Source organism: [Zimmermannella] faecalis ATCC 13722 (genome assembly GCF_000381765.1).
GTDB lineage: Bacteria > Actinomycetota > Actinomycetes > Actinomycetales > Microbacteriaceae > Gulosibacter > Gulosibacter faecalis.
The window spans coordinates 24376-47644 of record NZ_KB907087.1 but is presented as its reverse complement, the minus strand read 5'-3'; the positions used below and the strand labels follow the sequence as shown (position 1 = coordinate 47644).

Sequence of the window (23269 nt, the reverse complement as noted above, 5' to 3'; positions counted from 1 at the left end):
CGGCGACGTCGCCGGCTGCGTGGTCCACAGCGACAGAGGATCTCAGTTTCGAAGCCGGAAATTCCTACGTGCGCTGACCCGCCACCGCATGGTCGGAAGCATGGGAAGAGTGGGCTCGAGCGGAGACAACGCGGCCATGGAATCGTTCTTTGCGCTGCTTCAGAAGAACGTCCTCGACCGCCGCTCCTGGACCACACGCGAGCAGCTGCGGATCGCGATCGTCACCTGGATCGAACGGACCTACCACCGCCGACGATGCCAACGCCGACTTGGACGTTTGACCCCCATCGAGTTCGAGACCATCATGAACACGACCGTCGCACTGGCGGCGTGACTACAACCTGTCACCTATCCGTGCAGCAGTCCCCTAAGCGCCCCGGTGACACTCGAAGCATTGAGTGCCAGGTCGACCTGTCGCATACGGTGTTTTTGTCATCCAGAGTTACGTTTAGTTCCCCGAGCAGCTCGGAGCACGTCGACAAATCGTCCACCAACCGCCTCCCATGTGTGATTCGTGCCCACCCATTCACGCGAAGTCGCACCCAGCGTTGCCCGAAGATCCGGGTTTTCAATCAGACTGCGAATAGCATCTGCGAGCGCATGGGCGTCTCCATTCGGCACGACTATACCTCGCTCATTCTCGCCGACAATCTCAACCAGTGCGGCGACATCCGATACAATCACTGCTTTACCTGAAGCAAGTGCTTCAAAAGGTTTTAGCGGTGACACTGCCTCAGTTGCAGGAGTGCTGAGTCGCGGGAACGCGCAGATATCAAAGATGGAGTAGTACCGTTCCACCTCGGCATGTGGAATGCGTCCGGTGACCAGCACGTTGGTGCCCAATTCATGCTCATCGATCCGAGATTGAACCTGGTTCATCACCGTGCCGTCACCGATCAGAACAAACCGGAACTCGACTCCGCTGTCACGAAGTTCAGCAAGCGCGTCCACCAGCACCTCGAGACCTTCATAGTCAACAACGCTACCGGCATAGCCGATTACTGGGGTTTCTTCCGACCAACCAAGCTCGGTAAGCAGCGCAGCGTCCTTCGGCATCGGACGGAACCGGTCGATGTCGACCGCGTTCGGCAGCACCTCGACGGGGTTTCGCGTCGTGACGCGCTCATTAATGATGTCGGCCATTGCTCGCGTCAGAGTCACGACCCGGTCAGCGTTGCGGAGCACCGCATTCTCAAGCCGGACAGTACGCGCACGCATGCTCTCACGGCGCGCGTCACCATATGTCGCGTAGACAAGTTCCCACATACCCGAAACCTCATACACGGTCGGGATACCGGCTTCCCGAGCTGCAATGATGCCCGGCAGCGCCGACACATAAGTCGAGCGCAGGTGGACCACATCCGGCCGGTTCTCTCGGAGTACCTGTCTATACGTTTCCAAGCACTCCACCATGTATTGATACTCGCCTCGGTTGCGTGACAGGTCACCCCCGAGCCGAAAATAGTCAACGCCCTCGAAACTATTGGCGACTACCGCTCCCGAGCTAAGCGACTCATCCGGGAAGCCCGGTCGCGTATATGCGCGGAGGCGTATGCCTGCCGTTTGCACCGCACCCAACAGTTGGTGTGCCCGGTTCGCATAGCCGCCCGATTGGTGCGGTGCGCTCGCGTGCAAGATTGATGTGACTGCAAACGAGTCTCCACTCGATGTAGGGGCGGACACCTGCCTGACATCGCTTGCTTCTGCCGCCGCAAGCGCAGTCAATAGATGAACCGCCGCACGGGCCTCATCGATGAGTGCTTGGTCTTGCTTACGAACCGGATACTTACCTTCGTGCTCCCTAACCTCTTCGAACTTAGCGAGCCCGAAGCGAGCACGATTGATACGTCCTTGAAAATATGAGCTCTGTTGGGCCTCACCAACCAGGTTGAGCAGTACCTCAGCGACCCCGAAGTCTCCCCTATCTAGAAACACGGTCGCGAGTCGTTCTAGCGCAATACCGCGCGATTCAAGCTCCGGGACAAATGCGAGGACTTGTTCAAGAATTGAAACATCCGTCCGTGGAAGCTGTGCAATCGAAATACTTTCAACCAGTGATTTAAGCTCAAATAGCCGCGGCACATCAAACACCTTTGCAGTCGCAGCTTCAAGCAGCCAGTCGAATTCGAGCCATCGTCGCACTTCGAGAGCCGCGAATGTGCGGTCGATGTGGGCTGGCCGCTGCAACGTTCGGCCGTAGAGCTGCGCGAGCCTAAACCCGTCTCCATGAGGCACGAACACAGCGAGTTCAGCACTGCGATGCCCTACCCACTCTCGCACCTTTGGTTCAAGTTCACTTGTTCCTTCTGAATGCTCGATGACCGCAATGCGTAGGTTGCCGAGATACCCAACCAACGCAAGGTCACGGTAGAGCGCGCTGCTGTCTGCATCAAATACTTCGACCCGAACGGTGGTTGGGCTTAGCAATGGTGACGACGCGCGAGCTACCGCGAGCAGAGCATCTTGCCATGATGCCTCAGCCGGCAAGTCGTCGCTGTCTTCGAGCAAACGAACCGTTCCGCCACGTACCTCAAGGTGGATCGCGCTCCCTTCGTGTGCTGCAGCTTCTTGCGTCTCCACGTAATGCTCACGTGCCTCGATCAAGCGTCGACGCTGCCAGGCTTTCGCGGAATCCTCGTTGCTGAAGTCGGTGAGTCGTGCCGCCAGGCTGCCGGCGCCATTGGCTTCCAGCAGCAACGCAACGAACCGGGATTCGGCGGGGTACTGTTCTCCCAACGCGAGGCGCGTGAGCATACGCAGTGACAACGGGTCGCCCGCGTTGTCCTTTCCGAGACGTGAGGCACTTCGCCAAAACTCCGCGGGATCGCCGCCAGGGCCACAAAGGCTTGCCCATGCCGCGGCGAACTCATCGGTTATGGCAGTTTCGAGTTGCCAGCTGGATGCGTTCTGACTAGTCACGCGGCACCCTCCGATCCAAGTGCTGCGTTGACAGCTCGATGCGTCGTCGGCTGGCTGAAAAACCGGTTGCCGATAAAGGCAGAGCTGTCGACCAGCACCTCGACGCGTACGTCTGGGTTCGACTCGCTCACTTGCCCAGCGGTGCGTAGGAGCAAGGGCACCTGCCGCCGCAGCACACGCGCGATTGCGGGATTAACGCTGCAGTGCACTGCTGGCAGGTAACCGACATTCTTTATCGATTTCGGCACTGAAATTCTTTCCGCAAATCGCGCTTTCACCGTAGCGAGGTCCAGACCCGGGTAGGACCGATGAATCATCGTTGTGATGGCAAGGTTTCGTGTGAGGCTCAAGTCCAGCACGGGGTTGGCGATCACCGCATGAGTTGCACGTACAAGCGCCCCGAGCTGGAGGCTTACGAACGCCCCGCTACCGGTACCACAAGCAACCACTCGGCGGACGAACCCGAATTTTGTGCGCACCGACTCGACGAAGTGATGCAATGTTGGCAGCAAATACTGGTGAAATTCGCCTTGTGCCCACCCAGGTTGGCGCACGTCGTGTTCGTCTAGCCAATCATCCGATATGCACAACACTGAGGCGTCGACTTGACCGAAGAGTCCCTCACCGTCAAATCCATCAGGTTCACCACCAGCGGTGAGGCTGATCGCATCGTCAACAATCACAATCAGATCGTTTCGATTTGACGGATGTTGCCACAGCTTTGCCCGGAACTTCACTGATCCTAGATGAAGCACGGCCTCATCGATGACGTCGTTGCCAAATTCTTCAGCGTTCGCAAAAGTGAGAGACTTCGTCACGATTTCACGACCTCTTCAGATCGCTCTGCACCAACTTCTTCTCTAACAGCTGCAAACCATGCACGCAGGTCCTCATCTTTCCATTCGTGTGGTCCGTAGTATGCGGCAAGTTGATGAATAAGTTCACGACATCTCGGCTGGTGTTCGGGCGCAACTCGTTCAAGCTTCTTGATGAACCAGCCCTTCACGAATGGTTCAAGGCGAGTCTCATTGTACGAGCCGAGCAGGCCGACACGACGCAGCCAAGATGACCGATCTTTCTCGAGCGGAATGTATTTCTCGTAGAACTTTGGGCCAAGTGTGTTAACCGTTGAATTCGCAACTTCTGCATAGTAGGAGTGGATCGGCAGCCCGATGCGGAGCACGCGACGTGCGTAATAAAGCATCTGTTGAAAGAAGTAGCTATCTTGACCCACTGCACCAACAGGTTGTTGGATTCCGATACTCTTGAGCCAAGCGGTATTAGCAACCAGGGCTTGGATACTCATGGGTTGGAACTTGATGCTTGAGAGGGCTCCTTCTGGAACCTCCCAGTTGAAGTCTTCCTTGAGCACAGGCGAAAGAACACCGTTGTTACCGACGACGCTGCGCGTCCCCTTAAACTTCACCATGTTCCCGATGCCGAAGTCGACGCCCATATTACGCACCTTGTCAAGCAAGACAGCGTAGCCATCGTTCACTGCTTCATTGTCGGGGTCTAGGTAGGTCACATACTCCGTGTCGGCGAGTTCAAGCCCTTTATTGCGGGGCCGTGATGCGCTGCCAGAGCCACCGTCGGCGAATGAGAACGAGTGCACGTTGGCAAATGTCGACTCAAGGTCACGCACAGTTTCGAGCGTTTCCGCGTCGGTGGAACCGTCATCAACTAGCAGAACCTTCATTTTAGAAAAGATCGAAGAGCGTCGAAGCGATGCCATGCATTTGTAACGCAGGTGCCGACCGTTGTTGTACACAGGCACGATCACAGTGAGCTCCGGTTCCGCCGTGGCGATCGTCTCTCGAGTCTCGCCCATCGTAGCCGCAAGGCCGACCGTGACTGCGGTAGTGGCCGAAGCGATTGCCTCCCCGACGTCGCTTCCTTCACAAACCCAGGTTGCACGGTCTACTCCCGTAGATCGCGCTTCGACGAACTCAAACGTAGCAACGTCGTTGCTCGCCACAGCCTCAACCGCGTCGGCGTCCGTGAACTTGAACCCGTTGGCAAGATCCTGAAGGTAGGTGCGCGGGTAGTCGGTTTTGCGGAGCGTGACGACGATATCGCCGTCAGGACCACCGCGTTCGTCTCCCACTTGGGAGGGAGTGATGAACGCAGTCCTGCCATCGTAAGTCTGTCCCGCGATGAACTGTTCATAGCATTCCCGGTCATCCGCAACAACGATCATGCGATGATCAGGAACGATCTCTTCGGCAGCATCTTCCAGACCCGCGGCCTCGAGAATTGTCACCATTCGTTCGAAAGCGGTGTTCCCAGTGAAAGCGGATCGCACACCATCAAGTTGGGCTCGAGACACATCGTTATCAGTGAGACTAGCCGCCCAGTCACGTGCGTCTACTTCGCTGTCAGGCATCAGGATGTGCGGGAACTGCGAATTCAAACCAGCATTGTAATTCGACATGATGAGCGTCCCCATGGCTTGCAGCTCAAGCGCACGGTTCGCGAACATCGTCTGACTGTTCTGTACTGAGTTGAGGTTAATTGCCACTGGCAGCAGCCGTTGCATCTGAAGCAGGTCGCCATGATCAACTGCGTGGTACATGTTAGGCAGTAAGGCTTCCGGGAACTGGTATTTCTCGAGCGCGAGTTCTGAGTTCCGATCGAAAATATAGAGCTGTTCACCGGCACCTACGAGGCCGTTAAATATGTTCATCGCTGCCGTGCGACGCTGTGCGTATTTTTCGCGATGCCATGATCCCGCAAAGGTCCAGATGCGGTCATTGACCCGACGACTGCCGAGCGGATTGTGGTGGAGGTAGCTCACTCCAAATGGAAGCGCAGAAAAGTGCCGCGCTCCTGGCGCATCGCGTTGATACTTCGGCAGCATTTCCTCGGCGGAGGTAAGGATGACATCGCAGTGACGCGCGATGCCGATGAATTTGCTGTAATTCGGCGGGTCTTCCTTGGAATAGAAAACCACAGGCACGTTACGCTGCTTGGCTGCGGGAATGATTTCTTGAATTATTAGATCGCGCGCTGGCGACATGATGCTTACGCCGTGCCACTCACCGTTGAGACCGCGCCAGGCGCTGGTCACGAGTAGCACGTCGATCCGCTCGACCTGTTCGTGCCAGGTGTCGGGGTGCAGGTACTCGAACGCCGCAGTGCCTTCGAGACTCTTTGCAAGGAAGGTATCGGCAATGATGCCGATGCGCGCTGTACTTGGCCGGTACCAGCGTTGGCCAGTAGTCGTCGGTAGCGACTGTGCCTGTTGAAGCAACGCGCTGACAGTTGGCTGGTTCCTCCGGATCATCTCGCTTTCGCGCGCGCGATACTCCTCGACGGAATCGCTCGGTAGTACGTACGGCAACTCGCCACGGAGGCCAGCGCTAACTGAACGCGGCATGTCGCGAGCTTCTGCGAACCATCGCGCCAGGCGTGAAGCTTCGCCGCTCAACCGTTCAAGTTCCTTGAGGCGCGCAGCTATCTCAGCCTTCTTCATTTGGAGTTGTCCTTCTTCCCTCCACGGAGGCGTTTCCGCAGTCGCCAATAGCCGCGCTGGAGCTTGGCCAGTGGCGCGCCGCTGAGATTCTCGTAACTCTGGCCGAGCTGGGCAACTTGGCTTTCAAGCCCTGCGCACCGAGCCCGAAGCTTCACCAACTCAGCATCGCGCTTCCTAATACCGCCGAGCAGCTTGCGCTCCCGCTCGTACGCCGCGACGAGGTCTCGCGACACCATCGCACCTCGCTGAGACAGCTCACCGATCGCCTCCTGCGCCCGCTGAACAGTCTCGATGTCAGACTCGCCGACATCCGTCGGCTCCGTGGTGGCCATACACACCCTTCCTGCGGCGGACGATACCCCGTCATTTTAGGGCACCCGTTCCGCAAATGCCGAGCCATGGGCTATCCATCGCAGTCACCACAACAACACATCCACTAGCCTGTGTGTTGACACGCGCCCCCAGTGCCCTGGCGTGGGTCCGGAACGCTCACATTCTGGCGATTGGAATTGGTATGGGACTTGCCTTGGACGCCTTGCTAGAGCCACCGTTGGCCGAGGAACGGGTTACGAGCATCGATGTCGACGTCAACGGTGTCGCTATACCAGTCGCCCTTGCCCCACGCGAGGGCGCGACGAAGATCGCCGTCTTCTACAACGGCGCGATTGCCCGCAAGCTCGCACCTACCGGCCGAGTTTTTCAACGTTCAACTTGGGCTGAGGATGTCAACGCACACTGCCTCTATATTTGTGACCCCGCACTCTACAACTCCGCGGGCGGCTCTATTGCCTGGGGCCAAGTCGACGAAACCAACTGGGCCGGTAATCTTTACGTGCAGGTTGTAGAGGCAGCAGGAGAATTACTGGGAGTCCCCGCTTCAAATCGCCTGCATTATGGGTCATCCGCTGGTGGATTCCAAGCGATGGTAACAGCAGCAGCCGACAAGGGCAGTATTGCACTCGTCAACAACCCTCAAACTGATTGGACAAAATACAATATTGGGCACGCGGTAAGGCGGACTCTTGATCATTCATTCTCTTCACGGAGCACAGAAGAAGTCGTAGAATCGTTCGATTTTAGAGCAAGAGTATGGGCGTGGTTCGAGAAGCTCAGGCACGTGCCGAGATTTACCTACCTTCTCAACGCAGCATCGGCGAACGATCTCAATATCATGCATCGCGAGCTGAACGACAATCTGGTCAAGATGCAACATGAATTTACATCAGCCCAGTGGACTACTCACATCTACTATAACGAGGCACAGGGCCATAATCCGGCTCCTCGACCTACGACGCTGCAGTGGATCAACGCTCAACTCGCCACCCTTAACTAACGCATTCATTCTTCCGCAATTTTGCCGCGCAGCGTCGGCCGCACGAACACTTCATAGAGGTCATCTGCAGAGTTAATCCCAAAGAACAGCAGCGATGGATGGTTTCGGTGCGTCAACGTGTATTGCGCGTACGCCTGCTTCCGCTCAAATTCAGGAAAGGCGAGATAGCAATCCAGGATACGCCTAACGTTAATAGGCGACACGGTATCGAACACGGTGTCGGTCTCATTCAACACCTCCGAGTACCAGCGGCCATGCCGATGCTCCCAATACCAAATATCACCGATGTCATAGTTATCGGTCACTTCTGGGTAGCGGTGCTTCTCATACCCGGCTGATGTGTAGTCAACCAACCGCGCAAGGTCATCCTTGGCAAGATTTGTGCCATATGTAATAAGTTGAACAAAGCGCTTTTCCGGAGATGCTGCAGAACGACCCATATGCAGCCGTCCAATTTCTTGAAGATTACCCCTGAGGTGTATCGTCCGCGGGTCGCTGAACAATTCAAGATAGCCCGGAAGAATCCAGCGCCCATGCGTTCGAGTTTGATTTCGATCGAGGATGCCCGAGTTGGCCGCAACCCATGTGGCATGCTTCTGCGCACGAGCGATGTACGAATGACCCAGCGGCAGAAACTCTTCCATTTTTCTAACTGTTGAATAGTCAAGGGCCATCGCACGGCCCCAATTGGTATCCGCCTCCTTTCCATCAACAGCACCCTGCGTTGTATACGTAAACGATGTGAATAGATCCTTGTATTCCCTCGCCATCGCCAACGACGTGCGCGAGTCGAATCCTCCGGTCATTGAAAACGCAATGGGCAAGTCTCCACTGACCTCTACAAGCTTCTGGAGTTGCTCTTTCCACAACCGCTCAATTAGCGCAAATCTGCCCTCCTCCGACAATGATCTCGCCATGTTTGGATCAGTTCCAAAGAAACGCGTTTGTGTTCCTTCGATGAGATCAAGACGGAAGTTGGGGATCAATGAACGAACATTTTCATTTGCCGTCTTGTCCCACAGTTTCTCGAGCTTTAGAGGCACACCGTACGGTTCACCCGAAGAGGTCTCAGGTGTTAGCCTGTCAAGTATGTCAAAGTGCGACGCCACCTCGCGTCGGAGCGAATTGTAATAGACCGACCTTGTGCCACACGCATCGTTGTAGACACGCAGTACATCATGCTCCCTCTTGAGCATGATCATGTAGCGACCAGCGACGTCATATAGCGCCTCTTCCACCGCTTGATCCCAACCTTGAACGTGGAGATCCAGCAATTGTCGCGCGACTGACGTGGAGTCAGGACTGATCTTGCCGGAACTTAGCGGCCACGCCTTTCCAACGACGAGACACCAGTCGGGCCCAGAAACGGCAACATCAATCTCTAAGATTTCATCAAAATAGAGATGATACTGGCCGCCCACGACAATGTGGTCAAAGTAGGAAATATCGTCAAACAAGTGCGTAATCTCTGGAGACAGCAAATAACCCCGTGCGTAGAGCCTCGCCTTCGCTAAGTCACCCATGATTCTCCCCTTCTGATATTTCGATTCCGAAGTTCGATAATTATTGGAATACTGCCTTGCGGATCTCGTCGTCCGGCACGGACATATAAGCGCGACGACGAAGGAAGTAGAACCCAACGCCCGCGATCAGCCAGACAATAAGTGCGGTCAAAGACTCTGGCCCGAGGGCACCTGGCGAGCCGGGCACTAGCAGGAGCGAGAGAAACCCAACCGCCAGTACACATCCTGCGAGACCAATGACTGCCTGACCCTTGCTCGGAGCCTGCCTATCAGCCATGCCTGTGACGTATCCCCTACGCCCAATTACGAAAGAGCAGTAGCAGGTATAGAAGTAGGCAACGGTGATGCCAACGCTCGTCATGTCGACGACCCAACCGAGTGCTGCACGCCCAAACCACGGCGTAGCAAGGCAGATGAGCAAGGTGAACACGATCCCGACTGTCGGACTACCTTGGGTGGAGCTCACGGAAGCAAACTGGCGAGGCAACATCTTCGCTCGCCCCATGGTGAGGAGCACTCGGCTTGTCGAGACGTAGAAGCCGTTGAGACCGGTGAGTACGCCCATGGACACAGCGATCACCATGAGAATGAGCCCTATTGGCCCAATCATGTCGGTAATCGCTAGCGTTGTTGGCCAAGCTGATGACTCGTAGGCAACATGCCGGTCGCCGACCGCGAGTGATGTTGCCACCATCATGGCCATGTAGATAAACGTCGCGGCGGCCACACCCCACATGAGTAGTTGCAATGCCTTCTTCGGAGTGAAGTCAAACTCTCCAGCCAACTGCGGCACGTTATCGAAGCCAACATATGCCCAGGGCACGAACGCAACGATCGTCGCGATCGCAACCCATGGAGACACCCCCTCAGGGATCGCAGGCGCAAGGGTTGGCTGATCCACCACGAACTTGATGACGGTCGCAGCAAGGATAAACGCGACCGCAACGAGCATGAGCACCACTGCGATGAACTGGAACCGTCCCGAAAGCTCGATTCCTCGCGCATTAATCCACGCAAAAATCAGCAGAATCGCCGTTGAGATGAGCACCTCAGGTAGATATACGTCCCAGCCGGCGATTGTGTAGAGCTTCACATGCATGACAAGGTCAGGCACTGTGACACGGAACACAAGAGCTGTTGCAGACGCATTCAGCGCAACGATTCCTGCATAGCCGAGAGTGAGACACCAGCCCGCGACAAATGCGTGGGTTCTTCCGAGTGCAGCAAGTGCGAATGCTACGCCTCCTCCAGTCACAGGCAGAGCGCGCACCACCGCTCCATAGCTCAATGCGATCACGGTGATCATGAGGCCGCCGATAGCGAAGCCCGCGAGCGTACCGCCGAGGCCTCCCGACACCATCCAATCGAACGGCAGGATGAAGGCGCCCCAGCCCACTGCTGAGCCGAGCGCAATCGCAAATACCCAGTGAGGTTTTAACGTACGCTTGAGCGCCGCAGGCTGTTGAGTATTCAAGCGGAGTGACTCCTTCGTCTCGGAGCCTCGCAGCCGGTTGGAAGCGAGAGGCGATTCTGCGTTCCCCAGGCTACCCTGAATCAAATCCGTCGGGCCGACCTGGACTACCAACGTCGCAAGGCTCTGCACGCAATCACTGCATTCCGACCCATCGCAATCACGCCACTCGTAAGGACCCCACGTGTCGCTCGATCTGACGCTCCTACTGGACCAACCCCACGCGGACGAACGACTGGCAAACTTGGACGTTTCGGTCGACGAGGTGAAGGTTCCGGTAGGACTCATACCTCGAGAAGGCGCCGACTCGATGGTGGTCTTCTACAACGGTGCAGTAGACCGGTCCCTTGCCCCTGATGCTCGTGTCTTCCAGCGATCAACTTGGGCTGGCGACATCAACGCACACTGTCTGTATGTCTGCGACCCGTCGCTCTATCGAGATCCTGATGGTGGGCCAATCGGCTGGGGACAAGTCGATGAAAGCCGCTGGGCTGGCAACCTCTACACTCCGATCATTCAGGCAGCGGGCGAGCTTCTCGGGATCCCACCAGAGCGTCGGGTTCACTACGGTTCATCCGCCGGTGGTTACCAAGCGCTGGTTACCGCGACGGTCGATAAGGGGAGTAGAGCACTAGTCAATAACCCGCAGACCGACTGGCTTCAATACAGCATGAAGTCAGCGGTTTCGACCACGCTCAATCGAATCGCGCCAGGCGTAACGCCAGAGGTGGCTGCGAAAACTCTGTCGACGCGAACAAGGATCTGGTCGTGGTTTCGCGAGAACGACTACGTCCCAAGATTCACGTACCTCGTGAATACAGCATCACCGAGTGACCTGAAGGTGATGATGCCGCCGCTGCGCGCGAACTTGGTGCAGCTTCAACGCCGGCTTAAGACAGCCACCTGGGACGTCCATTACTACACGAACAGCAAACAGAAGCACAATCCGTTGAGCCGTGAAGTTACGGTGGCATGGCTTAATAAAATGCTTCGTGACTTGAACTACTCGGACTTCGCCTAAGCTGCTGAAGTCAATGTGGGCCGCACGAAGCGTTCGTAAAGGTTCTCAGTCGCATTGAATGGGAAGAACTCAAGCACCGGCCAATTGCGGTGTATGAGCTCATGCTGAGCATATGACCGGTTCCGCTGTGCCACAGGGAACGCGAGCAGAGCATCGATGGAGCGCCGGACGTTGATCGGCGTGATTGTGTCAAACGCGGTGTCGGTCTCGTTTAGCACTTCGCTATACCAGCGGACGTGACGGTTCTCCCAGTAGAAGACATCAGTGATCACGTAGCTTGCGTCGAGGCTGTCGAACCCCATCTGGACCATCTTCTCGAGGAAGAAGTCGGCCATGAGTTCCGCCTCGACGCCGGTCTTCGATGCGTAGTACTTCGCGAGCTCAGCCATGCGGCGTTGCGGGCTGCGTGCCAGCGAACCACGCATGCTCATACGTCCGATCTCGAGCAAATTACCCCGGTAGTGAATCGTTCGAGGGTCGGGGAACTGCTCCATATAGTGCGGCAGCAGCCACGCCCCGTGCCCATTCGCAGTGTTGCGCTGCATCACCTCAGCGTTGCGCTGCTGCCAGTCTTTTGAGTCTTTCTTGACGATGAACCTGTGTTGGTCGGGCAGAAATTCCGCCATGGCACGGACAATTTCGTAGTCGCCCGACATCGTCTTCGCCCAATAGGTTGCACCTGGCTTGCCGGCAACGGCAGCCTCAGAGGTATAAGTGAACGAAGAGAAATACTTACGATAATCTCGGGCAAGAGCCAGGGACGTGCGCGAGTCCTGTCCGCCCGTCATCGAGAAGGCAATCGGGCGACCTTCACTCGCGGCCACCATGCGGTCCAGCTGCTCGTGCCATAGCTGTTCGATAGTCGCCAGGCGCTCTTCCCCGGACACATCGACATAGCGATTCGGCTTCGTGAGATGAAACCTTACCTGCTTGCCTTCCGGAAGCTCGAGTCGATTATTCGGGTATATGATGCTGATGTCAGAGTGCCAGGTGAGATCCCAATAGGCCTCCTGGCGGGTGTTCTTTGCGCCGGGAAGCGGTGGCCGTCTTTCGCCGCCTGTGGCCGCGTTCGCAAGCACACTGAAGTGTGACCCGATAACGCCGTCGCGGGAGTTGAAGTACACCGATCTGGTTCCACCCGCATCGGTGTAGGCAGTAACCCGCTCATCACGGCGGAGTATCACCGCGTAGCGGCCAGCGAAGTCGTAGAGGGCCTCTTCAACACCTGCGTCACCCTGCGCCCCGAGCAACGCAAACAACTCGGCAGCTGGCGATTCGCAATCGGCGGCAACGATGCCAGACGACATCGGCCAGGCTTTGCCGACCACGACGGCCCAGTCGTCGTCACGTACATACACGTCGACCTCAACCAGTTCATCGGCATAAAGGTAAAAGTCGCCCACCCGACGGACGCCGTAATGCTCTATTTGTTCAAGCTCGTCGACCGGCATTGGCGACAGGCAAAATCCGCGGGCGAGTAGTCGTGCGTCGTTCATGTTGTGTCCGATCAATTCGAGCGCGGAAGCGCGCGCCAGGCTACCCACTCACGGTAGCCGACAACCGTAGCGCGGACATCCGCCCAGGCAGTAGTTCGGGGCACGTGCCAGTCACCCGGCACCGTGCCCCGCCCCACTACCTGTGCGATTACCGCCAGATGCCCTTAGTGTCGATGACGACCTTCTGTTCGAGGAGTGCGCGGTCGGCTTCCCTGAACTGGTGGTGGTCAACGAGCAGGAGCACGATGTCTGCGGCCTCGACCGCCTCCTCGAAGTCGGCCTTCGAGAGGTTCGCGTGCTTCGTGAGGCGCTCCGGCAGCTCCTCAACGTTCGGCTCCACGACCTTGATCTCGGCACCCTCGATCTGGCCGGCAAGCTTGTCAACGATGTTCAGCGACGGCGACTCGCGCAGGTCGTCGATGTCGGGCTTGAACGCGATACCCAGCGCCGCAATCACGGGCTGCTTGAAGCGCTCGGCACGCTCGAGCACCTTGTGAATCACGTACTCGGGCTTACCGTCGTTCACGTCGCGCGCCATCTTCACGAGCTTCGACTGCTCGGGCGCGGCCGCAACAATGAACCATGGGTCGACCGCGATGCAGTGGCCGCCCACACCGGGCCCCGGCTGCAGAATGTTCACGCGCGGGTGGTGGTTCGCAAGCTCGATGAGCTCCCACACGTTGATGTCCAACTCGTCGCAGATGAGTGAAAGTTCGTTCGCGAAGGCAATGTTCACGTCGCGGAACGAGTTCTCGGTGAGCTTCGCCATCTCAGCCGTCCGCGCATCCGTCAGCAGCATCTCGCCCTTGCAGAACGTCGAGTACAAGTCACGCGCCATCTCGGTCGCACGCGGTGTCACGCCACCGATCACACGGTCGTTCTCCGCCATCTCAACCATGATGCGGCCTGGTAGCACTCGCTCGGGGCAGTGCGCAAAGTAGACACTGTTCTTGCGGCCGTCTTCGTCCGTGAGGTCAGGACGCGCGTCGAGCACGTACTTGGCCATCTGCTCGGTGGTGCCGGGAGGGGAGGTCGACTCGAGAATGATCAGCTCGCCGCCCTTGAGCTGCGGCGCGATGTTCTCGGCGGCCGCCTTGATGTACTTCGGGTCGACCTCGTGGTTGTCTTTGAACGGCGTCGGCACGCAGACGATGTACGCGTCAGCCTCGGGCGTGGTCGTCTGCGCCGAAAGGCGACCGCGGGAGACGACGCCCGCGAGCAGCGATTCGAAGTCGGGCTCGAAGAACGGGACCTCTCCCGCGTTGATCTGATTGACGAACGACTCATTAATGTCGACGCCAATCACCTTCGTGTCGCTCGCACCGCTCGACGCGATAAACGCCGCGGTGGGCAGCCCGATGTAACCAAGCCCCACGACACAAACCGTGCCGAAGTGCGACTCAACAGCCGGTGCATTCATGTGTGCTGTTCCTTTTCCTCAGTCGACGAGCGCGTGCTGCTCGTTCAATCCGTACGTTTCCACTCGCGAGTTCGCGAGGAACTCTTGGTCTTCCACCTGCCAGGTGTGCGCGGTCGCGCCTCGCACCTGCATGAAATTGAAGCGGTCGGCCGAGTACACCCGGCCACCCGCATCGCCGATGCTGCGCAAGAACGCGGTGTCTTCACCACGGCTGCGCGACTCGAACGGATTCGCCTCGAACGTCACCCGCGGAGCCACAATGGTGGGGCCCGCCACAAACGTCGTCCACCGGTGCTCACGCTCAGGATTGCGAAGCAACACCGCATCGCGCGACCCAAGGTAGAGGTACGAGGCCTGCTTGCCCACCGCATCCGCCCCCGTAAACCAGAGCGCATTCGTCTGATCGAGCAGATAGTCGGGGCCGTACAGGTCGTCGTCGTCCATCTTCGCCGCGAACGAGCCATCGGCCATACGCACCAGCTCGTTCAGGCAATCGCCAAGCTGCCACGCCTCATCGCCGCGGCGCACCACAACGTTTTCGAGCCCGAGCTCACGCGCCTGCGCGCGATAGTCGGCCACATCGATGTCGAAGCCGTGCGTGACCAGCGCGAGCTGCACATCCACCCCGCGCTGCCTCGCCACCTGCTCAAGCGCGTGCCGCACCTGACCCGGACGATTCGTCGACACCATCGCGGTCACACTGCGCCGACCCGTCGCCGGCTCGTGCGCGATACCCGCAGCCTCGAGCACCTGCTCGGCGCGGTGCGTATACGTGTGCTGCCCCCAAATCGTGCGCTGCCCGCGATGCACCATGCGATCGCGCAGCTGCCGCGAATTCACGAGCGCACGCATCGACCAGCGCGCCTGCTCGGGAGTCTCAACGACCGACACCTCGTCTTGGCTGAAGTAGTTCGGAATCGCCTCACTCGGCGCACTCACCACCGGCGTGCCACTCGCCGTGAGCTCAAACACGCGACGCGCGCACATGCTCGGGCTATCGACCACCGAGTTCACGTTGAGGAACACCTTGTGCTCGCGGTAGGCGCTGAGCATCTTGTCGTACGGCAGCGAACCAACCACGCGCTCATCGAACGGCGCCGGGAACTGATAGTTCTCGTCGCCACCCGCAAACCGGCTGTAGATCGTGAGGCCACGCGGCATCTTCGCGCTCACATCATTCGCGGCGCCCAGCAGCAGCTGCATCTGCTCGCGACGCTCGGGATACTTGTGCGCGAAATACATGCCCGCGAACGCGATGTCGCCCTCAGGTTCCCCGCCGTGCTGGCGAATGGGATTGTGAATCGTCGGCTGCGCCGCAAAGTTCAACACGTCGACGCGGTCGTGACCGAGCCGCTCGCGATAGTCGGGAAGCTTATTCGCGTCAGAAGTGAAGACGGCGTCGAACAGCTTCGCGGTGTCGAGGAAGTCGTCGAAGTGCGGCGGGTCCTCTTTGTTCCAGAAGACCGACGGAATGCCCTGCTCGCGGCAGTACGCGACAAGCTCACGCAGCGCCTCGCTCGGCGCCTTCGACCCCGTGAGCTGATACTGCCAGGCACCGCGATTGCCGTTCCACGCCGACTCGACAAACAACAGGTCGACGCTTTGGACCTGCTCACGCCACTCAGACGGCGTCACCACCACCGTGTCGAACTCGGCGCCCCACGCCTGCAGCGAGAAGTCATCCATGATCACCGCAACCCGCAGCTGCCCGAACGCCTTCGGGCGCTCGTTCGGCACGTACGGCTCGACATCGAGCGGATCAAAGCGGCCCGTCGGACGCGGAGCCGGCGTATTCACGCTAAGCCGCTGCCGACGCCGCCACTCACGCAACTGGCTCGGGCCCCCGTTGCGAAGGTGCCACAGTGCCGTGCGCCAGTTACTGGACGTCCGGCTCATGCACTCGACTCTCGTACGGGCCTCAGACGGCCGAGATCGAAAGGCCGACGTAGGCGGGAAACACCACGGCACGGATGCATGCACCCGCATACCGTGACCTTAACAGGTCACCTATTCACCCGGGGAGACGGAAGTCACGAATTGACTGGTTCGCGGGGGTTGTGTTGCGTCGGGCGACTCGCCTGTCGTGGCGCCGATCGCGCGGGGGGTGGTGTTGCGTGAACAGGGGGTTACGCCGAGGGGAACGACTCGATCGCCGCGCGGACCTTCGCGTAGACGCTCGGCTCGTAGTGGAACGGCGCCAGGCCCCAGCGGTGACCCGGGTCGGCAAGCAGGTTGTGCATCCGCAGCACCCGGAAGCCCAACTGCTCGAGCCGGTCGTAGTAGCGCGCGAACAGGCGGTTCGCCTGCGGTGCCGCCTTGCCCATCGACCACGGGGTCGTGTTGCCCTCGATGTCGTGCTCGGCCCAGTCAGTCGCGATCACGAGCGCCTTCTCGCGCAGGCCGAACGCGTCGAGCGCATCGGCGAACATCGCGGCGGCGCCCGACCAGCGGTAGAAGTGCTCGTCTTCACCGAACTCGAGATGGCGCGCGCCCTTCACCGCCTCGGCAATCTCGGGAATGTTGATGACATCGATGCTGCGGGTGATGACCGTGCCGTCGGGGAACTCGTAGACGCCGTGGCGCTCGTCGACGAGATCCCAGAGGAACACCTCGGACTTCGTCTTCGCCTGCAGCTCCTCGAGCAGATTGCCCTTGATGTCGCGCACAACGTTTCGGCGCTGGAATTTACTCGACGTCGTGAAATCTTCGGGAATGTTTGGCGTCGCATCAGTGCCCGCCGACAGCAGCGAGTAGCGCGCGTAGTAGCCGTCGATGGGGTACGCGTCGCGCGGCATCGTCTCAAGCGTGTCACGGCTCACGCAGCTGCCGAGAATCGTGATCCACGTCGCCGAATCGTCAGTCTCGACCTGTTCCTGGCGCCCTGGTTCGGTTCCCATGCGTTGCAGTCTAGGGCGGTGCGCGCTTGGGGGTCGCCGGGCGGTGCGCGGGTCGTTCGGTTTCGGTCGGGTTGGCGGTGTGGGCGGGGTTGCGGGCATGCTGGTCGTCGATTCTGGGTCGGTCTCGGGGGCCGCGTGCTGGATTCCCCAAAATCTCGGGCGGAACTGCTGGGCAGTCGGGGGTGTCGGCTCCCGAAGGGTCTGCATATTGGGGATTGCGTTAAATAGCCCCGGTGAAGGGACGCTTTGGAGTCGTTTGGGGCGCCGATTCGGAGCTGCGACGTTGGTGCTGCCGCTGCGTCGTTGCAGCGCTGGCGTCAGCCCTTGGGTTTTAGCGTGTGGTCGTTGCGGCGGATCACCCGCAGGATCTGCTCGCCCGCCGCGTCGAGACGCTCCACAACGTCGTTGTAGGTGAGCCGAATCACGAGGTACCCGCGCGCGACCGCTTCGCGGTCGCGCGCCCGGTCGCGCTCGAATTGGTCGTCGGTGTCGTGGAACTGCCTGCCATCGACCTCGACGATGAGCCGCTCTCCGATGAGGAAGTCGACCCGGCCGACGCCCTCGATCCAGCGCTGCGTTTGGAACGCGATGCGGTGGCGCCGCAGCCACAGCCGAAAGAGCGACTCGATTCCAGACCCGGCCGATGGGTCGTGCAGCTCGAGCACGGCTTCTCCGCGGGCACCGGCCTTCTGCGCGATTGCCTCGACCTCGGCCGAGGTCAGGAGCTTTCGCTCGACCACCGAATCGGCGAGCACGACCGCGACGTCACGGCCGAGGTCGCGCATCGTCACGAGGAGCGCGGTCGAGACGTCATCGCACGAGTTCGTGCAGCGCTCGACAAGGTCGCCCTCGAGCACGTGCAGGCTGGCGCAGCCCTCCGGCGCCCAGACGCGGTTACCACTCACATGGTCGTTGACTTTGACGCGGCGGTCGACCATGCGCCGTTCAGTCAGGCGCACCGCGATGCCGCAGGCCTTGGGCACCCAGGCACCCCGAAGTTCCAAGGCCGCGGGCCCCGTGAGCACGCCCCGCGCCTTCACCGCGGCCATCACGTTCGCGTTTGCATTTGGCGTCGCCCACCAACCTTGGCGTACCTGGACGAGTTGCCCGGCCCTCGCAAGGCGGCGAGTATCGCCGTTCGAGAGCCCTAAGTCAATGAGCAGCTTCGTGCGCACCACTCCGAAGTGGGCGGCGAAGAGGGGACTGAGATCGAGATCCATTCCGCGACCCAAGCCGAGGCGCCGGGCGAAACGCTCGGGCGTCTGTGCAGCCTGTGGAGGGTCGCGTTTCCACAGGGCGCGCGGGAGGTCGGGCGGCCAGCGCCGTCAAGCATCGTTTGGCGCCTGGGTAACTCGGTCAGGCTTGGGCTGCGGGCGGGGCCGGCTCGGCTGGGGTTGGCGGGTCGGTTTGTTCTAGGAGGTCGTAGAGGACCTTTGCCTTGCGGTCGGCCTCGGGCAGCGACAGCGCCGCGAGCAGCAACCGGCGGGAGTTGAGCACCGGCGCCGGCACCGTCGCGAGGTCGTACTCGAGGTAGCCCTCAGCGCCCCACTTCGACATGCGGTGCTCCCAGTGAAAGAGGTCATAAATACTGAAGCCCGCGAGCCGCGCCTCGGTGAACTCCGTGTACGCGAACCACTGCTCGATGCGCGCCCGCAGCTCGGGGATCTCACCAAACTTCGAGGCCGTGAACTTCCGCGCGAGCGTCTCAGCGCTCAACGTCTGATCCTCGGTGTTGCGGAACATCCCCGTGACGATGCCGCCGCCCACCCCGAACAGCGTCGCCGCCCGCGCCGGCACGCTCACGTAGAGCGCGCCCGCGAGCGCCGCGTACCGCGGGTAGGTCGGGAACGTCGCCCGATACAGCCGATCGAACGGGCGGTCGCGCTTCACCGGACGCACATCAACCACGAGGTGCGGCAGCCCCGCCGCCGCCGAGAGCCGGCCCGCTACGTCGAGGTCGGTCACCGTCGACTTCTGCGGCACGTGGAACGGGTGATACGTGAACGTGAGCGCACCGGCGTCCTGCAAGTCGACGAGGCCCGCCGCAAGAATGCCGCGCGAATCCCTGCCCGCGGTGAGCGGCAGCGACACCTCGCGATGCGTCTGCGCCCAGTTGCGCACCTGCTGACGCAACTCGTCGCGGAACTCCGGGAACACCGCCTCGGCCGACCGCTCCTCGCGACGGAACCCCACCGGCGGGAAGAACCGGCGATGCGCGATCTCGCCGCCCCCGATCGTCAGGCGGCAGTTCGCCGAGACCTGCCGCACGTGGTCGTGCGGCGTGAGCACGCCCGGAATCCACTTGCCGAACTCGTCCTTATAGTCGGGGTGCAGCCGCGCCCAACGCTGCTCATGATGCGTGAGGCCGCCCGCGTACCGCGCGAGCAGCTGCGTGTGCGACGCGACCGCGGGCGGGAGCTCCGCGAGGTGCGGCGGCAGCGCGGGCGTGCCGGGGAGGTCGGCGCCGGGCAGTGGCACGGTGCTGGCGAAGGGGGACGCGTCGGCTGCGGTGGCTGACGCGGAGGGAGCCGCGACCCGCACATCCGTCGCCGCGAGGTAATAGCAGGCGCGCGTCGCCATCGGATCCCCGTACACGTCGAGCTCGCCGCCGCGCCACACGAACACGACGAACCGGCCCGACAACCACGTGAGCACCTCGTCGACCGCGGTGCGCGCCTGGCCCGCCCGCACATCCGCCCGCGCCGCCTCAAGAATTCGCTGCGGCACCGCGTCGCGGCCCGCCGCCCCGGCGTCGTCGAACGCGTGCCCGAGCACGAGCACCGCGACGTCGGCGTCGCCGGCCAGCCGATACTCAAGGTCGGAGTCGAGCGCGAAGTGCCACTCCCCCAGCCGCACCCGCACCCAGCGGTCACGCGGCAGCTCGGGGTCGACGCCGCGCACGCCGATGAAGCCCTTCGCGAAGACGTTCTTGTAGCCCCAGTGCTTATAGGCGGGCTTCAGCTGCGCCTCGTGGCGGTGGAGCTCGCGCACCGCCTCGAGCCGGCGCGCCTCGTTATCGAGCGGCGCGGCCGGCGCCACCCGACGAACCCGCCGCAGCGCCCCCGCCGCGAGCGCCCGCAGGCCGCGCCTAGGCATCCGCCCGCGACTCGTCACGCACCCGCTCGAGGATGTCGAGGTACCTGGTCGCGAGGCTGTCGTATGCGACGTGCTTGCGTGCCCAGATGCGGCCCGAATCACCGACCTCGAGGCGCTCGGGATGCTCGATGAGCTGGGTCCACGCGCCGATCAAATCGTCGACGTTGCCAGGTTTCACGACCGTGCCCGCGCCCGTTTGGAGCAGGATTCCGGCGCTCTCGCCATCGAGAATGCCCGTAATGTGACGGCCGCTCGAGAGCAGCTCGTAGAGCTTTGAGGGGATCGTCCAGAGGAACGGCTCCCAATCGCGCAACGACACAATCGTCGAATCGGCCCACCGATAGTGCGGCAGCACCTCACTCGGCGGCACCCGGTCAAGAATCTCCACCGGCTCACCCAGCTGCTCATTCAACTGCCGCAGCGCCGGCGCCTCGTGCCCCGCACCAACAATGCGCGCCGCGATACGATACCCGCGCTGCCGCAGCACCGCCACCGCACGCACGATCATGTCGAGGCCCTGGCTACGGCCAAGATTGCCCATGTACAGCACGCGCAGCTCGTCGTGATCGGTCTCACGCGGCGGTACCTGCTCGTAGGTCTCGGGCGCGGTTCCGTTGCGGATCACCTCGAGATGCTGCACCCCGCGCTCCTCGAGCACACCCGCAAACGCGCTCGTCGTCGTCACCACCTGCCCGGCCGACAGCTGCGCGCGCGTCACCGACTCGTGTATCCGCCGCTTCACCATCGCCACCGGACCCCGCCCATTCGCGAGCCCCGGCGTGTACGTGACGAGATCGGGCCAGGCGTCGCGCATCTCGCTCACCACCGGGATGCCGAAGCGGCGGCCAAGGTAGTTGCCGGCGTAGAGGGTCTCGATCGCCGGCGCAGTCGCGACAATGACGTCGGGGGCGATGACGCCGCGGCGGATGAGCTTCGCCGCACGCCGTGCCGTCGACGCCGCAGCCGTCGTGTGGTCGAACGTACGCGTCACAATGTCGCCACGATGCGGCAACCAGTTCGAGCGATACACGGCGACCCCGTGCTCGTTCGTCTCGCGCGAGCCCGCCCGATACCTGCGGCGATGCTCGGCAGGAACCCGACCTGACGGGTAATGCGGCGGCGGCGTCACCACCGTCACCTCGTGGCCACGCTCCGTGAACTCCCGCGTCAGCGCGCCCCAACGGCGCTGCGGAGCCCCGTCTTCGGGAGCGAAGTAGTGGGTGAGCAGCAAAATCTGCACGTCTCCCCTTCCGCTCTTCCCATCAGACGTTGTTTCAGAATACGGCCAAGGGGGCGCATCGCGCACGGATCATGGGATACTTCCCGCATGAGCAACGAGGTGGATACATCCCGCGCTGACGACCGCCAACGCAGCCGCGCCAAGCGTCGGCGACGCAACATCTGGATCGCGATCGGGTCGGTATTCCTCGTACTCGTGCTCGCCGCGGGCGCCGCAATCTGGTCTGTGTACGCCCGCTGGGGCAACACCGAGACCATCGAAGAAGCGTTCCCCGACGAGTCGCTGCGCCCCGAAGAGAACACCACCGGGTCGATGAACGTGCTGCTGCTCGGGTCTGACTCACGCGATACCGCCGGCGAGACGAACCTCGACGACATCGGGTCGCGAGCCGACACCATGATCGTCGCGCACATCCCCGCCGACCGCTCCGGCGTGCAGCTCATGTCGATCATGCGCGACACCTACGTCGATATTCCGGGCGTTGGGCGCGACAAGATCAACGCCGCGCTCGCCTACGGCGGCGTCTCGCTCGTCGTGCAAACCGTCGAAGGACTCATCGACCAGCGCATCGACCACGTCATGGTCGTCGACTTCGAAGGGTTCAAAGACATCACCGACGCCATCGGTGGCGTCACCGTGAACAACCCGCAAGAGTTCACCTCGGGATCGCCCACGAACGAGCACTACCCAGCCGGGCAGATCACGCTCTCGGGCGACCGCGCCCTCGCCTTCGTGCGCGAGCGCTACGCCTTCACCGACGGCGACTACCAGCGCGTCGTCAACCAGCAGCTCTTCTTGAAGGCCGTCGCCGACAAGATGCTCAGCCGCGACGTGCTCACCAACCCCGTCACGCTCAACAGCCTGCTCGACTCCGTCGTGCCGTACGTCGCGCGCGACAGCGAACTCACCGTGAACGCCATGGTCAGCCTCGGCACCAGCCTCAGCTCAATCAAGAGCAGCGACATCACCTCGTTCACGATGCCCACGAACGGCACCGGCATGGAAGGCAGCCAGTCGGTCGTCTACCTGAACGAAGACGAGCTGCCGACGCTGCAGGAGCACTTCAAGAACGACACGCTTGGGACGTACGACCCGCCTGCGCGGTAGGTGTTTGAGGGGTGCTGCTGCTGAGCGGCGGTACTCCACGGTGACCGGCGGTACCGCATGCGGTACCGCCGGTTGTCGTTTGATGCAGCCATTCGCTGAGTGGGTGTAGTGAACGGTGATGCGCTGCATGGTGTGCGGTACTGCCGGTCGCCGTACGGTGCAGCCATTCGCGGAGCGGCCGTTCATGTAAGCGATTGCGGAGCGGCAGTTGGCGCAGACGCACGCGGGGCGCTGGTGCACGAGTTGTGCATCCAGCGCCCCGGGTGAGCGG

At 60.9% G+C, this 23269-nt stretch carries 17 protein-coding genes; 4 read left to right on the top strand and 13 right to left on the bottom strand.

Annotated features, from left to right (window positions below; all coding sequences use genetic code 11):
• Window positions 1–334: integrase core domain-containing protein (locus G328_RS15500; protein ID WP_040905926.1), on the top strand; the 334-nt coding region annotated here is incomplete at its 5' end.
• A gap of 98 nt (window positions 335–432) precedes the next feature.
• Here G328_RS15500 and G328_RS16270 read toward each other — a convergent pair.
• Genes G328_RS16270 through G328_RS0113240 form a run of 4 tightly spaced genes read right to left on the bottom strand, consistent with a single transcriptional unit; the run spans window position 433 to window position 6726 of the window.
• On the bottom strand, window positions 433–2919 hold the full coding sequence (locus G328_RS16270; protein ID WP_154651584.1) for a glycosyltransferase family 4 protein: 2487 nt from the start codon (window positions 2917–2919) through the stop codon (window positions 433–435).
• A complete protein-coding gene (locus tag G328_RS16555) occupies window positions 2916–3737 on the bottom strand; it encodes a hypothetical protein (RefSeq protein ID WP_154651583.1) in 822 nt (273 codons plus the stop codon). Before G328_RS16555 ends, G328_RS16270 begins: the two co-directional genes overlap by 4 nt.
• Window positions 3734–6394: a glycosyltransferase family 2 protein gene (locus G328_RS16265; protein WP_083919661.1), complete on the bottom strand. Its 2661-nt coding sequence runs from the start codon at window positions 6392–6394 to the stop codon at window positions 3734–3736. The genes G328_RS16555 and G328_RS16265 overlap by 4 nt, the downstream gene beginning before the upstream one ends.
• Window positions 6391–6726: a hypothetical protein gene (locus G328_RS0113240; protein ID WP_019619836.1), complete on the bottom strand. Its 336-nt coding sequence runs from the start codon at window positions 6724–6726 to the stop codon at window positions 6391–6393. The genes G328_RS16265 and G328_RS0113240 overlap by 4 nt, the downstream gene beginning before the upstream one ends.
• A gap of 182 nt (window positions 6727–6908) precedes the next feature.
• Between G328_RS0113240 and G328_RS16550 the strand changes: the two genes are divergently transcribed.
• Window positions 6909–7727, top strand: a complete 819-nt coding sequence (locus tag G328_RS16550; RefSeq protein ID WP_154651582.1) for a hypothetical protein — start codon at window positions 6909–6911, stop codon at window positions 7725–7727.
• 5 nt (window positions 7728–7732) lie between these two features.
• On the opposite strand, the gene G328_RS16545 is transcribed toward G328_RS16550, so the two are convergent.
• Both G328_RS16545 and G328_RS16260 read right to left on the bottom strand, forming a co-directional pair.
• Window positions 7733–9250 (bottom strand): hypothetical protein, encoded by a 1518-nt coding sequence (locus G328_RS16545; RefSeq protein WP_154651581.1) that lies wholly within the window; start codon window positions 9248–9250, stop codon window positions 7733–7735.
• 40 nt (window positions 9251–9290) lie between these two features.
• Window positions 9291–10724, bottom strand: coding sequence for an APC family permease (locus tag G328_RS16260; protein WP_026339912.1), 1434 nt, complete (start codon window positions 10722–10724; stop codon window positions 9291–9293).
• Between the two features lie 181 nt (window positions 10725–10905).
• Between G328_RS16260 and G328_RS16540 the strand changes: the two genes are divergently transcribed.
• Window positions 10906–11742: a hypothetical protein gene (locus G328_RS16540; protein ID WP_187325765.1), complete on the top strand. Its 837-nt coding sequence runs from the start codon at window positions 10906–10908 to the stop codon at window positions 11740–11742.
• On the opposite strand, the gene G328_RS0113225 is transcribed toward G328_RS16540, so the two are convergent.
• The 7 genes from G328_RS0113225 to G328_RS0113195 all read right to left on the bottom strand — a co-directional run bounded on the left by G328_RS0113225 (window position 11739) and on the right by G328_RS0113195 (window position 21891).
• The gene (locus tag G328_RS0113225; protein WP_154651579.1) at window positions 11739–13238 is read right to left on the bottom strand and encodes a hypothetical protein; all 1500 of its coding nucleotides are present in this window, start codon (window positions 13236–13238) and stop codon (window positions 11739–11741) included. The two genes, G328_RS16540 and G328_RS0113225, sit on opposite strands and share 4 nt — an antisense overlap.
• Before the next feature lie 148 nt (window positions 13239–13386).
• Window positions 13387–14658 carry a UDP-N-acetyl-D-mannosamine dehydrogenase gene (wecC, locus tag G328_RS0113220; protein WP_019619832.1) on the bottom strand — a complete coding sequence of 424 codons (1272 nt, stop codon included), beginning with the start codon at window positions 14656–14658 and terminating at the stop codon, window positions 13387–13389.
• 18 nt (window positions 14659–14676) lie between these two features.
• Complete coding sequence (locus G328_RS0113215; protein ID WP_026339911.1) at window positions 14677–16554, bottom strand: glycosyltransferase family protein; 1878 nt, start codon at window positions 16552–16554, stop codon at window positions 14677–14679.
• A gap of 230 nt (window positions 16555–16784) precedes the next feature.
• Window positions 16785–17555, bottom strand: a complete 771-nt coding sequence (locus tag G328_RS0113210) for a DUF6270 domain-containing protein (protein ID WP_019619830.1) — start codon at window positions 17553–17555, stop codon at window positions 16785–16787.
• 317 nt (window positions 17556–17872) lie between these two features.
• Complete coding sequence (locus G328_RS15495; protein WP_019619829.1) at window positions 17873–18604, bottom strand: endonuclease domain-containing protein; 732 nt, start codon at window positions 18602–18604, stop codon at window positions 17873–17875.
• 307 nt (window positions 18605–18911) lie between these two features.
• Window positions 18912–20651, bottom strand: coding sequence for a hypothetical protein (locus G328_RS0113200; RefSeq protein ID WP_154651578.1), 1740 nt, complete (start codon window positions 20649–20651; stop codon window positions 18912–18914).
• Entirely contained in the window at window positions 20644–21891 is a 1248-nt protein-coding gene (locus tag G328_RS0113195) for a glycosyltransferase family 4 protein (RefSeq protein ID WP_026339910.1), read from the bottom strand. The genes G328_RS0113200 and G328_RS0113195 overlap by 8 nt, the downstream gene beginning before the upstream one ends.
• Window positions 21892–21978: 87 nt before the next feature.
• On the opposite strand from G328_RS0113195, the gene G328_RS0113190 reads away from it, so the two are divergent.
• A complete protein-coding gene (locus tag G328_RS0113190; RefSeq protein ID WP_019619826.1) occupies window positions 21979–22998 on the top strand; it encodes an LCP family protein in 1020 nt (339 codons plus the stop codon).
• Window positions 22999–23269 lie beyond the last annotated feature (271 nt).

Coding starts and splice junctions, on each gene's coding strand:
- G328_RS0113240 (WP_019619836.1), bottom strand. CDS start 6,726: ATGGCCACCACGGAGCCGACGGATGTCGGCGAGTCTGACATCGAGACT.
- G328_RS0113215 (WP_026339911.1), bottom strand. CDS start 16,554: ATGAGCCGGACGTCCAGTAACTGGCGCACGGCACTGTGGCACCTTCGC.
- G328_RS16265 (WP_083919661.1), bottom strand. CDS start 6,394: ATGAAGAAGGCTGAGATAGCTGCGCGCCTCAAGGAACTTGAACGGTTG.
- G328_RS0113200 (WP_154651578.1), bottom strand. CDS start 20,651: ATGCCTAGGCGCGGCCTGCGGGCGCTCGCGGCGGGGGCGCTGCGGCGG.
- wecC (WP_019619832.1), bottom strand. CDS start 14,658: ATGAATGCACCGGCTGTTGAGTCGCACTTCGGCACGGTTTGTGTCGTG.
- G328_RS16545 (WP_154651581.1), bottom strand. CDS start 9,250: ATGGGTGACTTAGCGAAGGCGAGGCTCTACGCACGGGGTTATTTGCTG.
- G328_RS15495 (WP_019619829.1), bottom strand. CDS start 18,604: ATGGCCGCGGTGAAGGCGCGGGGCGTGCTCACGGGGCCCGCGGCCTTG.
- G328_RS0113225 (WP_154651579.1), bottom strand. CDS start 13,238: ATGAACGACGCACGACTACTCGCCCGCGGATTTTGCCTGTCGCCAATG.
- G328_RS0113190 (WP_019619826.1), top strand. CDS start 21,979: ATGAGCAACGAGGTGGATACATCCCGCGCTGACGACCGCCAACGCAGC.
- G328_RS16550 (WP_154651582.1), top strand. CDS start 6,909: ATGGGACTTGCCTTGGACGCCTTGCTAGAGCCACCGTTGGCCGAGGAA.
- G328_RS0113210 (WP_019619830.1), bottom strand. CDS start 17,555: ATGGGAACCGAACCAGGGCGCCAGGAACAGGTCGAGACTGACGATTCG.